The 11173-nt window shown below is 70.6% G+C and carries 15 protein-coding genes; 8 read left to right on the plus strand and 7 right to left on the minus strand.

The window, feature by feature from the left end:
- Positions 1 to 80: 80 nt before the first annotated feature.
- The 4 genes from AB0J55_RS31250 to AB0J55_RS31265 form a co-directional block, all read right to left on the minus strand.
- The gene (locus tag AB0J55_RS31250; RefSeq protein WP_364256434.1) at positions 81 to 947 is read right to left on the minus strand and encodes an aldehyde dehydrogenase family protein; all 867 of its coding nucleotides are present in this window, start codon (positions 945 to 947) and stop codon (positions 81 to 83) included.
- Positions 940 to 2373: an aldehyde dehydrogenase family protein gene (locus AB0J55_RS31255; protein WP_364256437.1), complete on the minus strand. Its 1434-nt coding sequence runs from the start codon at positions 2371 to 2373 to the stop codon at positions 940 to 942. Before AB0J55_RS31255 ends, AB0J55_RS31250 begins: the two co-directional genes overlap by 8 nt.
- On the minus strand, positions 2373 to 3347 hold the full coding sequence (deoC, locus tag AB0J55_RS31260) for a deoxyribose-phosphate aldolase (protein ID WP_364256440.1): 975 nt from the start codon (positions 3345 to 3347) through the stop codon (positions 2373 to 2375). The genes AB0J55_RS31255 and deoC overlap by 1 nt, the downstream gene beginning before the upstream one ends.
- Before the next feature lie 84 nt (positions 3348 to 3431).
- Positions 3432 to 4046 (minus strand): DUF1707 domain-containing protein, encoded by a 615-nt coding sequence (locus AB0J55_RS31265; RefSeq protein WP_364257048.1) that lies wholly within the window; start codon positions 4044 to 4046, stop codon positions 3432 to 3434.
- A gap of 85 nt (positions 4047 to 4131) precedes the next feature.
- On the opposite strand from AB0J55_RS31265, the gene AB0J55_RS31270 reads away from it, so the two are divergent.
- On the plus strand, positions 4132 to 4563 hold the full coding sequence (locus tag AB0J55_RS31270; RefSeq protein ID WP_364256443.1) for a protein-tyrosine phosphatase family protein: 432 nt from the start codon (positions 4132 to 4134) through the stop codon (positions 4561 to 4563).
- On the opposite strand, the gene AB0J55_RS31275 is transcribed toward AB0J55_RS31270, so the two are convergent.
- Entirely contained in the window at positions 4526 to 4720 is a 195-nt protein-coding gene (locus AB0J55_RS31275; protein ID WP_364256446.1) for a DUF397 domain-containing protein, read from the minus strand. The genes AB0J55_RS31270 and AB0J55_RS31275 overlap by 38 nt on opposite strands.
- Positions 4717 to 5586: a helix-turn-helix transcriptional regulator gene (locus AB0J55_RS31280; RefSeq protein ID WP_364256449.1), complete on the minus strand. Its 870-nt coding sequence runs from the start codon at positions 5584 to 5586 to the stop codon at positions 4717 to 4719. Before AB0J55_RS31280 ends, AB0J55_RS31275 begins: the two co-directional genes overlap by 4 nt.
- Positions 5587 to 5679: 93 nt before the next feature.
- Between AB0J55_RS31280 and AB0J55_RS31285 the strand changes: the two genes are divergently transcribed.
- Genes AB0J55_RS31285 through AB0J55_RS31305 form a run of 5 tightly spaced genes read left to right on the plus strand, consistent with a single transcriptional unit; the run spans position 5680 to position 9086 of the window.
- Positions 5680 to 5892, plus strand: coding sequence for a hypothetical protein (locus AB0J55_RS31285; RefSeq protein ID WP_364256452.1), 213 nt, complete (start codon positions 5680 to 5682; stop codon positions 5890 to 5892).
- Between the two features lie 5 nt (positions 5893 to 5897).
- On the plus strand, positions 5898 to 6521 hold the full coding sequence (gene upp / locus AB0J55_RS31290) for a uracil phosphoribosyltransferase (protein ID WP_364256455.1): 624 nt from the start codon (positions 5898 to 5900) through the stop codon (positions 6519 to 6521).
- 32 nt (positions 6522 to 6553) lie between these two features.
- Positions 6554 to 7288, plus strand: coding sequence for a pentapeptide repeat-containing protein (locus tag AB0J55_RS31295; RefSeq protein ID WP_364256458.1), 735 nt, complete (start codon positions 6554 to 6556; stop codon positions 7286 to 7288).
- Complete coding sequence (locus AB0J55_RS31300) at positions 7285 to 7869, plus strand: RNA polymerase sigma factor (RefSeq protein ID WP_364256461.1); 585 nt, start codon at positions 7285 to 7287, stop codon at positions 7867 to 7869. The genes AB0J55_RS31295 and AB0J55_RS31300 overlap by 4 nt, the downstream gene beginning before the upstream one ends.
- Positions 7866 to 9086, plus strand: a complete 1221-nt coding sequence (locus AB0J55_RS31305) for a hypothetical protein (RefSeq protein WP_364256464.1) — start codon at positions 7866 to 7868, stop codon at positions 9084 to 9086. The genes AB0J55_RS31300 and AB0J55_RS31305 overlap by 4 nt, the downstream gene beginning before the upstream one ends.
- Here the strand turns inward: AB0J55_RS31305 and AB0J55_RS31310 are convergent.
- The gene (locus tag AB0J55_RS31310) at positions 9059 to 9676 is read right to left on the minus strand and encodes a TetR/AcrR family transcriptional regulator (RefSeq protein WP_364256467.1); all 618 of its coding nucleotides are present in this window, start codon (positions 9674 to 9676) and stop codon (positions 9059 to 9061) included. The two genes, AB0J55_RS31305 and AB0J55_RS31310, sit on opposite strands and share 28 nt — an antisense overlap.
- A gap of 84 nt (positions 9677 to 9760) precedes the next feature.
- Between AB0J55_RS31310 and AB0J55_RS31315 the strand changes: the two genes are divergently transcribed.
- Positions 9761 to 10162: a MerR family transcriptional regulator gene (locus AB0J55_RS31315; protein ID WP_364256470.1), complete on the plus strand. Its 402-nt coding sequence runs from the start codon at positions 9761 to 9763 to the stop codon at positions 10160 to 10162.
- Between the two features lie 50 nt (positions 10163 to 10212).
- Positions 10213 to 11136, plus strand: coding sequence for an aldo/keto reductase (locus AB0J55_RS31320; RefSeq protein WP_364257051.1), 924 nt, complete (start codon positions 10213 to 10215; stop codon positions 11134 to 11136).
- Positions 11137 to 11173: the final 37 nt, after the last annotated feature.

The raw sequence follows: 11173 nt of genomic DNA on the forward strand, positions 1-11173 counted from the left end.
GAGGGTAAGTCGGGAAGATCGAAGGGGGAATCCACCACAAGGTGGACGGCCGCCACCCGGGGGTCGCGGCCGCCGTCAGCTCAGACGCCCAGCGGGTGCCAGACCGTCTTCGCCTCCAGGTACCGCCGCAGGCGGGTCAGGTCCGGGGCCACCGTCCAGTCCGGCTCTGTCTCCGGGACCGTCAGCACCCGCTTCACCGTGTTCGCCGCTTCACGCGCCAGCTCGACTCGGTCCGCCGGGGTCGCTCCCGTCGGGTCCAGGGCGTTGACGTCGCCGTGGGAAGCCAGCCAGGGGCCCAGCTCCGCGGCCCGCCCGGTGAGGATGTTCGCCACCCCGCCCGGGACGTCGGACGTCGCCAGGACCTCCGACAGCGTGATCGCCGGCAGCGGACGCTCCACGCTCGACACCACCACCGCCGTCGAGCCCGTCGCCAGGACCGGGGCCAGCACCTCGACCAGGCCCAGCAGCGATGACGACTGCGGCGCCAGGACGCCCACCACGCCCGTCGGCTCCGGGACCGTGAACGAGAAGTACGGGCCCGCCACCGGGTTCGCCGCGCCGAGGACCGTGGCGATCTTGTCCGTCCAGCCCGCGTACCAGACCCAGCGGTCGATCGCCGCGTCCACAGTGGACTCGGCCTTCTTCGTCGCCAGACCTTCCGAAGCAGACACCTCGGCGATGAACTGGTCGCGACGGCCTTCGAGGACCTCGGCCACCCGGTAGAGGACCTGGCCGCGGTTGTACGCCGTGGCGGAAGACCAACCCGGGAATGCCTTGCGTGCGGCCACCACCGCGTCGCGGACGTCCTTGCGCGACGCGTGGGCCGCGTTCGCCAGGAACTTGCCCTTGCTGTCCGTCACCGGGTACACCCGGCCGGACTCCGAACGGGGGAACTTGCCGCCGAGGTACAGCTTGTACGTCTTGGCGACGGAGATGCGGTCAGACATTCAGGTACGCCTCCAGCCCGGTGCGGCCGCCTTCGCGCCCGAAGCCGGATTCCTGGTAGCCGCCGAACGGGGCGGCGGGGTCGAAGCGGTTGAAGGTGTTGGCCCAGACCACGCCGGCGCGCAGCTGGTTCGCCATCCACAGGATGCGGGAGCCCTTTTCGGTCCAGATACCGGCCGACAGCCCGTACGGCGTGTTGTTCGCCTTCGCCACGGCCTCGTCCGGCGTGCGGAACGTCAGCACCGACAGCACCGGGCCGAAGATCTCCTCGCGCGCGATGCGCATCGACTGGTGGACGTTCGCGAACACCGTCGGGGCGAAGAAGAACCCGCGCTCCGGCACCGGGCACGGGCTGGTCCAGCGCTGCGCGCCCTCGGCGTCGCCCGACTCGACGAGTCCGCGGATCTTGGCCAGCTGCTCGGCCGAGTTGATGGCGCCGATGTCGGTGTTCTTGTCCAGGGGGTCGCCGATGCGCAAGGTGGACACCCGGTAGCGCAGTTTTTCGAGGACCTCTTCGGCGATGGACTCCTGGACCAGCAGGCGCGAACCCGCGCAGCAGACGTGACCCTGGTTGAAGAAGATGCCGTTGACGATGCCCTCGACGGCCTGGTCCAGCGGCGCGTCCTCGAACACGATGTTCGCCGCCTTGCCGCCCAGCTCCAGGGTCAGCTTCTTCGGCGTGCCCGCGACCTGGCGCTGGATCGCCTTGCCGACCTCGGTCGAGCCGGTGAAGGCGATCTTGTCGATGTCGGCGTGCTCCACAATGGACGCACCGATGTCGCCCGCGCCCGGCAGGATGTTCACCACGCCCGGCGGCAGCTCGGCCTGCTGGCAGATCTCGGCGAAGACCAGCGCGGTCAGCGGGGTCGTCTCGGCCGGCTTGAGGACCACGGTGTTGCCGGTGGCCAGCGCCGGGGCGATCTTCCAGGCCAGCATCAGCAGCGGGAAGTTCCACGGGATGATCTGGCCCGCGACACCGAGGGGACGCGGGTTGGGCCCGTACCCCGCGTACTCGAGCTTGTCGGCCCAGCCGGCGTGGTAGAAGAAGTGCGCCGCCGCCGTCGGGACGTCGGAATCGCGCGACTCCTTGATCGGCTTGCCGTTGTCCAGGCTCTCCAGCACGGCGAGCTCGCGCGAGCGTTCCTGGATCAGCCGCGCGAGGCGGAAGAGGTACTTCGCGCGCTCGGTGCCCGGCATCTTGGACCACACGCCGGTGTAGGCCTTGCGCGCGGCCTTGACCGCGGTGTCCACATCGGACTTCGACGCGGTGCCGACCTCGGCGAGGACCTCTTCGGTGGCCGGGTTGATCGTCTTGAGCGGCTCACCAGAGCCGTCGACGAATTCGCCGTTGACGAACGGCTTGTACGAGTCCTTGAGGTTCGCGATGGCCCGGGATTCCGGAGCGGGCGCGTATTCGAAAACGGGCATCAGTCCACCGTCACGTAGTCGGGGCCGCTGTAGTGGCCGTCCACCTGGGTGCGGCGCTGCAGCAGCAGGTCGTTGAGCAGGCTGGACGCGCCGAAGCGGAACAGGTCCGGGGTCAGCCACTGCTCGCCGGCGACCTCGTGCACCGCGACCAGGTACTTGATCGCGTCCTTCGTCGTCCGGATGCCGCCGGCGGGCTTGACCCCGCGCAGCTCGCCGGTCCGGACGTGCCAGTCGTGGACGGCCTGCAGCATGATGTGGGTGACCGGCAGCGTCGCGGCGGGCGACACCTTGCCGGTGGAGGTCTTGATGAAGTCGCCGCCGGCCAGCAGCGCCAGCCACGACGCGCGCCGCACGTTGTCGTAGGTCGCCAGCTCGCCGGTTTCGAGGATGACCTTCAGGTGGGCATCCCCGCAGGCGGCTTTGACGGCCTGGATCTCCTCGAAGACGGCCATGTACCGGCCTTCGAGGAACGCGCCGCGGTCGATCACCATGTCGACCTCGTGCGCCCCGGCCTCGACGGCGATCTTCGTGTCGGCCAGCTTGATCTCGCGGCTGGTGCGGCCGGCAGGGAAGCCGGTGGCGACGCTCGCGACGTGCACGCCGCTGCCCTTGAGCGCTTCGACGGCCGTGGCGACCAGGTCGGGGTACACGCAGACGGCGGCGACGCGCGGGGTGTCCTGCCGCTCGGGATCGGGCCGGACGGCCTTCGCGGCCAGCGCCCGGACCTTGCCCTGGGTGTCGGCGCCCTCCAGGGTGGTCAGGTCGACCATGGAGATGGCGGTGTCGATGGCCCACCGCTTGGCGTCCTTCTTGATGCTGCGCGTGCCGAGGCCCGCCGCGCGCTGCTCGACGCCGACCTGGTCGACACCGGGCAGCCCGAGCAGGAAGCGGCGCAGGCTCGCGTCGTCGCGAGTCGCGTCCACCAGCGGTGCCGGGGTGGCCGGCGCCGCTGACGTGCTGGTCGTGGCTGTCATGGGCCTGAGTCTAGGCGGCGGGTCCGACAGTGCGAGCCCCCGTTGGGTGTGACGCTGAGTGCAGAACGCGTCACAAAGTCGTGGTCAGGACCCTTCGATCTGCGGCGGCTCGGGTCGTTTCGAAGGCTTCCGGTACACGACGACCCCGCCCCAGAAGGCCAGCCCGTTGATCTTCACCGTCGGTGCGGTCGGCGGGGCCGGGGGTGCGCCCGACTTGTCCTCCAGGACGAAGCCGCCCATCAGGCCGATGCCCGTGACGTCCACGTTGATGTCGTCCGGGACCGTGATCTGGATGCCGCCCATGATCGCGACCGCGGTGATCGTGCTGTGCTTGTCCGCGAAACGGGCCTGGCGGAGGTCGATCTCCGCGCCGCCCCAGAACGCGAGGCTGTTGTGCTGCGGGGGCAGGACCCAGCTGCCCTTGCGGACCGCTCCCGACAGCACGCCGATCGACACCGGGGAGCCCGGGTGGCCGCCGATACGCTGGTCCGGGAAGCCCAGGGCGCGGGTCGTGGCCGGCTCGATCGCCGCGGAAGAAGACGGGAGGTCGGCCGTCACCGGCTTCAGTTCGCCGAGGGTTTTCGCCGCGTAGACCGTCGTGAGGCGCTCTTCCAGCTCGTTGACGGTGATCCGCCCTTCCGCGAGGGCGTTGTGCAGCACCTGGGCGACGCGCTCACGGTCCGCGTCGGAGGCCCGCATCTGGTCGGGCGTCAGTTCGCTCACCCGGCGTAGCTTATCGGCGAAAACCACTCTGCGTGTCCATCTTCTGGAGGACACTGACCTGATGGTGGAATTCCCGGACGGCACCCGCGTCCAGGGGCGGGGGCTGGGCCGCCCGCGCCCCGACGGTCCCGAGCCCGACTTCGGCCTCTACCTGGGGACGAGCCGGCTGCGGCGCAAGCACGGCGGCGGGATCTCGTGGCCGCACGAGTGGGTGAACTGGCCGGACTTCCTGCTGCCCACCCAGCCGGAGGACGCGCGCCGGAAAATCATCGCGCTCCACGAACGGGCGAAAACGGAGACGGTCGAGGTGGCCTGTTACGGCGGCGCGGGGCGGACCGGGACGGTGATGGCCTGCCTGGCGACGCTGTCGGGGGTGCCGGTGGGGGAGGCGGTCGCGTGGGTGCGCGAGCACTACCACGAACGGGCGGTCGAGACGCCCTGGCAGCGACGCTGGGTCAGCTGGTTCGCCCGGCAGAACTCGCGGCGGAGCTGAGGAAGGCGGTCCACGCGGGGGCGGGGATGGTGAGGTGGCCGCCTTCGCGATCCTTGGTGTCCCGCACGCCGACGGTGGTGGGAGAAGCGGCCACCTCGACGCAGTTGGAATCGTTGGTGCTGTAGCTGCTCTTGCGCCAAGCGTTCGCGGCGTTCATGGTTCGTGCTCCTCAGCTGGGACCGGCTCGCCGATAGTACTGGCAATCAGCCGGGCCGAGTCGGCATGCGACAGCGCGATGGCACAGATCTCGCGCCACGCTGCCTTGACCATGGCCACGTGGTGATCCTCTTCCAGGAAGCTGCTCGTGCCCCGGCTTTCGACATGGACCAAGGAGGGCTCGCTCGCGAATTGGAGAATGACGAATGGCCCCCGTAGGCCGGGGTGCGCGCCCGCAGCGAAGGGAACCACGCGGAACGTGACATTGGACCGGCGGCCCAGGAGGAGAAGGTGGTGGAGTTGGGCGCGCATGGTCTCGGAATCGCCGATCGGGCGGTGGAGGACCATTTCATCGACCATCAGCTCGACGGAAGCGGCATTGCGGCGGCTCAGGATGAGCTGGCGGGTGAGCCGGGCCGAAACCAAGCCTTCGACCTCGGCTTCGGTCAGGCGCGGATCACCGCCGTGCAGGAGTGCGCGCGCGTAGTCAGGGGTTTGGGCAAGGCCGGGAATGACCTGTGATTCGTAGTTCTGGATGCCGACCGCTTCGTTCTCGAAGCGGATCAGGTCCTTCCAGTTGGTCGGCAACTTGCCATGGATCTCGTGCCAGTTCCGCTCCTCACCCTCCCTGACCAGCGCCAACAGCTCCGTCCGCTTCGCCGCCGGCACGCGCAGCAACCCCAAAATCGCCGACACGTCATCCGCGTACAACCCGCGGTCGCCGGTCTCCATCCGGCTGATCTTGCTCTCCGAACAGTCCAGCGCCGTCGCCACGTCCAGGCAGGTCAGGCCCGCCGCCACCCGCAACGTCCGCAGCTCCGCCGAGACCCTTCGCTGCCGCACCGACACCCGCTTGTTCTTGGCCATGCGCACACCTTCACCACTTGCCACCGCGGCAAGGAAGATCGCTCACCCGGTCGATCAGTTGCGTGCGTCCGTGGCAAGAAACCAGTCTTGGGCATGTCCAGGAACAAGCGCATGCACCAGACGTGGACGCTCAACGGTGTCCATGCGAACTGGAAGCTGACCGTCGCGATCGAGCCCGGCGAGTACACCCACGACGTGCCCGAGTGGCCGGGGGAGACGCTGGCCCCGGTCGTCGGGCACTTCTTCGAGGCCGTCAACCTCTACGAGCTGAGCAGGGACGCCGACCTGGCCCACCGGCTAGATTGACCCGCATGGATGTGCACGTCGTCGACCACCCCCTCGCGAAGGCCCGGCTCTCCACGATGCGCGACGCGCGCACCGACAGCGCCGCGTTCCGGGCCGCGCTGCACGAGCTGACCGTCATGCTCGTCTACGAAGCCACGCGCGATGTGCCCGTCAAGGTCGAACGGATCCACACGCCGGTCGCCCGCACCGACGGCTTCAAGCTCGCCAAGCCGCCGCTGCTGGTGCCGGTGCTGCGCGCCGGGCTGGGCATGGCCGACCAGGCGCACAAGCTGATCCCGGACGCGCAGATGGGCTTCGTCGGCCTCGCGCGCGACGAGGAGACGCTCAAGCCGACGCCGTACCTCGAATCCCTGCCGGAGTCGCTCGCCGACCGTCCTGTCCTGGTGCTCGACCCGATGCTCGCCACCGGCGGCTCGATGGAGTACACGATCCGGCTGCTCACCGACCGCGGCGCCGACGACGTGACGGCGATCTGCGCGCTCGCGGCCCCCGAGGGCCTGGCCCACCTGGAGAAGACCGGGCTGCCGGTGCGGGTGGTCACGGCCAGCATCGACGAGCGCCTCAACGACTCGGGCTTCATCGTCCCGGGCCTCGGCGACGCGGGCGACCGCCAGTACGGCGCCGTCTAGCCTTGCCGGTCCTGAAGTGGCGGTGGATCGCCGTGACCGCCGTCGCGGTCGCGGCCGTCACCGGGACGCTGCTCTGGCTGTTCCTGGCCTGGTCCGGGCGGCCCGATGCGCCGGTCCGGATCGACGCCGTGAAAACCGCGTTCGGGGTCGGCGCGGGCGCGGGCGGCGCGTTCGCGCTCTGGCTGGCGACGCGCCGCCAGCGCACGCTCGAAATCCAGCTGGCCGAGACGACCCTGGACCTCGAGGAGCGCCGGGTCACCGAGCTGTACACGAAGTCCGTCGAGCAGCTCGGCAGTGACAAGGCGCCCGTCCGGCTCGGCGGCCTGTACGCGCTCGAGCGGCTCGGACAGGACAACCCGAAGCACCGGCAGTCGATCGTCAATGTGCTGTGCGCCTACCTGCGGATGCCGTTCAAGAGCCCGGAAACCGGCCTCCGCGGCCGGACCGGCGCGGAACTCGGCGAGGACACCGACCCCGAACTGCTGGTCCGCCTGGCCGCGCAGGACCTGCTCCGGACCCACCTGAGCCACGACGAACCGGGATTCTGGCCGGGGATGTCGGTCGACCTGCAGCGGGCCGTCCTCGTCGACTTCCGGCTGAGCGGCTGCACCCTGGCCGCCGCGGACTTCAGCCGGGCCCGGTTCGTCGGCGCGGTCCACACGGTCTTCGACGAAGGCAGCGACTTCGAGGGTGGCGAACACGAGGAGCTCGACCTGGCGGACGCGCAGCGCAACAAGCCGGCCGATGCCGGCCACGAAGGGGTGTGACCAACCAAGCGACGGGGACGCCGGTGGGCGACCGGGCACTCGGCGATCGAGCACTGTGGGACCGGGCGGCCGAAGGCGACGAAGCCGCCTTCGGTGAGCTCTTCGAGCGGCACGCCGAGGCGGTCTGGAACCACGCCTACCGGCTGACCGGCTCGTGGGCCGCGGCCGAGGACCTCACTTCGAACACCTTCCTCACCGCTTGGCGCCGCCGCGCCGACGTGACGCTGGTGCGCGACAGTGCCCTGCCGTGGCTCTACACCGTCGCCGGCAACGCGGCTCGCGACGAACACCGCGGCGCGAAACGGCGGCTGCGCCTGCTCCGGAAGATCCCGGACGCGCCGGTGGTGTCCGACCACGCCGACGCCGTGGCCGAGCGGCTCGACGGCGAGCAGCGGCTGCGCGAGGTCGCCGCCGCCGTCCGGACGCTGCCGAAGGCGCAGCGGGAGGTCGTCGAGCTGTGCCTGCTCGGCGAGCTGAGTGCCGCCGACGCCGCGGCGCTGCTGTCGGTCGCCGAGGTCACCGTCCGCGCCCACCTGTCCCGGGCCCGCGCCCGCCTGCGCACGCTGCTGGAGGAAAAATGAGCCTGCGAGAACTCCCGCCCCGGCGGACCCTGCCGGACGACGTCCGCGACCGGCTGCGGGCCGAGGTCCGCGCCGGGATCGCGAAACCGCGGCCCACCAGGCACGTCTGGTACGCCGCCGCGGCCGCGGTGCTCGTCCTGGCCGCGGGCGCGGTCGTCGTGACGCGGCAGATCCGGCCGCCCGCCGAGGTGCCACCCGCGGCGAACACCGGCCTGACGCTGGACGCCAAGCTCGCGACCTCGGCCCTCGACCGCTGCTGGGCGGCCGTGCGGACGGCGGGCAAGACCGGCAGCGTCCCGGACCGCGCCGACTGGGTGCCGCTGTTCACGGACACGCTCGGCACCGACTCGGTCGTCGCGGCCACCGCCGCGGGCAAGCCGATGTTCTGCGAGGTCACCGAAACGACGGTGACGCTTTCGGACCCGAACGCCACGCCAGCGTACGCACCGGGAAGCCGGTCCGGGCTGTTGCTGCAAAGCGCGACCGGGCTGGCGGCCGGGGTCGTCGACCCGGCGTGGCCGCAGGCGAGCTTTTCCACGAAGACGGGTGCGTCGATCCTGACCTTCTCGCCGGCCAGCCGCCAGTTCGTGGCGTTCACCGGCACGGTCCCGGCGAAGGCGGTACTGGCCATCGGAGACGGGCCGGGCGCCCAGCCGATGGACGTCCTGCCGAAGGCCCCGCCGCCCCTGCTCTCGCTCACCGACCGCCCGGCCGATGCCGACCGGACGTCGGCCGCGGGCCGGGCGCTGGGCGAATGCCTGGCCGCCGCCGAGGAGGTCATCGCGGACGCCGCGGCCTACCGGCCGGGGCCGTTGCTGGAGGAACAGGGCTACCGGATCGTGCTCGGCCGCTTGGGCGACCGGGTGATCGCGTGCACGACCGAGCCGGGACCGAAGGGGCCACTGTCACGCGCGTACCCCGACTTCTACGCGGGGCCCGCAGTACCCGCCCGCGCCCTCGTCGTCGACACCCTCGGCGCGACCGAAGGCGGCGGCCAGGACCGGCCGCGGACGCCGTTCGCGGCGGTGGTGCCGTCGACCGCGACCCAGGTGATCGTCGACTACGGCGGCGGGAACGGCGCCGACACGCTGGTCACCGACGGGATGTTCGCCGTCTGGCTCCCCGTCGGCCGGCTCAAGCCGGACGCGAAGGGGCACGTCAAGGCGTGGGACGCGCAAGGCAAGGTCGTCTACGACGGGATGCTGCCGCTGTTCTGAGGCCGCAGCCAGCCGGAGGCGTTCGCGCGCAGGGCGGCCTCGTACGCGCCCGTGACGTCGAACTCCTCCGGCAGGTTGCCGGTCAGTTCCAGGGACACCAGGCCGTGCACGATGGCCCAGCAGCCGACCGCGATCGTCTCCGGCGGGACGTCGACGAAGACGCCGTCGGCGATCGCGCGGCGGATGATCCGTTCCAGGGGCTTGAGCGTCTCGCGGGCGAGCTCCTCGGCGTCTTCGTTGGGCTCGAACCCGGGCACCGACTTGGTGAACATGATCCCGTAGAGGTTCGGGTCGGCCAGCGCGCTCGCGCGGTAGGCGCTGCCGAGCGCGACGAGGTCCTCGACGGCGTCGCCGGTCAGCGGCGTCCCGGCCATCCGGGCGCCGAAGCGGCGGAAACCCTCGGTGTAGAGGGCGTTCACCAGGTCGGGTTTGCTGCCGAAGAGCGAGTACACGGCGGTGGTCGACGTCCCGGCGTCGGCGGCCAGCTTGCGCAGGGAAAGCGCCTTCGGCCCGTCGGCCGCGATGAGCTCACCGGCCCGGTCGAGGAGCTTGAGCCGGAGCGCTTCGTCGTGCGTGCGTGGTCGCGCCATGCACACAGCGTATCGGAACGCTGTTATTTTTTGCGAGGGTGAAGATTTGACCTGGAGTGCACTCCAGGTCGTACTGTCGACCGCATGAGCTACTCGATAGCGGAAGCCGCTCGACGTAGCGGACTGTCGATCGACACCCTCCGGTACTACGAGCGCATCAAACTGCTCGACCCGCCCGCCCGGGACGCCGCGGGCCGCCGGGCGTACTCCGACGACGACCTCAACTGGCTGGGTTTCCTGACCAAGCTGCGCACCACCGGCATGCCCATCAAGAGCATGCGCGAGTACGCGTCGCTGCGCCGTCACGGCGTCGCGAGCGCGGGCCGCCGCAAGGCCCTGCTGGTGGAACAGCGCCGGTCGGTCGCCGAGCGGATCGCCGAGCTGCAGGGGTGCCTCGACATCCTCGACTACAAGATCGACAACTACGCCCAGGTCGAGCGCAACGTGCTCGGCGTGGAACCCGGTATGGAGGAGATTTCCGCGTGAAGAACAGGAAACTGGGCGGCCTCGAAGTCGGCGCCCAGGGGCTCGGCTGCATGGGGATGAGCCACGCCTACGGCGTCCGCGACAACGAGGACGAGTCGATCGCGACGATCCACCGCGCGCTGGACCTCGGCGTGACGCTGCTGGACACGGCGAACATCTACGCGAACGGCGTCAACGAGGAACTGGTCGGCCGCGCGATCGCCGGGCGCCGCGACGAGGTCGTGCTCGCGACGAAGTTCGGCATCGTGTGGCACGACGGCGCGATGGGCGCCCGCGGTGACGCCGCGTACGTGAAGCAGTCGTGCGACGAGTCGCTGCGCCGCCTCGGCGTCGACCACATCGACCTCTACTACCAGCACCGCGTCGACCCGGACACGCCGATCGAGGAGACCTGGGGCGCGCTGGCATCGCTGGTGGAGGCCGGGAAGATCCGGTACGCCGGGATTTCGGAGGCCAGTGCGGCGACGATCCGGGCCGCGCACGCCGTGCACCCGGTGACGGCGCTGCAGAGCGAATGGTCGCTGTGGACCCGGGGCATCGAGGGCGAAATCCTCGACACGTGCCGTGAGCTCGGCATCGGCATCGTCCCGTTTTCGCCACTGGGCCGCGGGTTCCTGACGGGCGCGGTGACGTCGGTCGCCGACCTGCCGGAGGACGACCTGCGCCGCGGGCTGCCGCGGTTCGCCGAGGGCAACCTCGAGCGGAACCTGGCCATCGTCGAGGCCCTGCGGAAGCTCGCGGACGAGAAGGGCGTGACGGCCGGCCAGCTCGCGCTCGCGTGGGTGCAGGCGAAGGGCGAGGACGTGGTGCCGATCCCGGGGACCAAGCGCCGCAAGTACCTCGAGGAGAACGTGGCCGCGGCTTCGCTGGAGCTGACGGCGTCCGACATCGAGGCCATCGAGGCGGCGGCTCCCGCGGACGCGATCGCGGGAGAGCGCTACCCGGAACGGCTGGCCCGCGCCGCCGGGAAGTAACTTACGCACTTCTGAGGCTTTTCTGAGATCTCCGGAG

It is taken from the genome of Amycolatopsis sp. NPDC049688, from assembly GCF_040674975.1.
Classification (GTDB): domain Bacteria; phylum Actinomycetota; class Actinomycetes; order Mycobacteriales; family Pseudonocardiaceae; genus Amycolatopsis.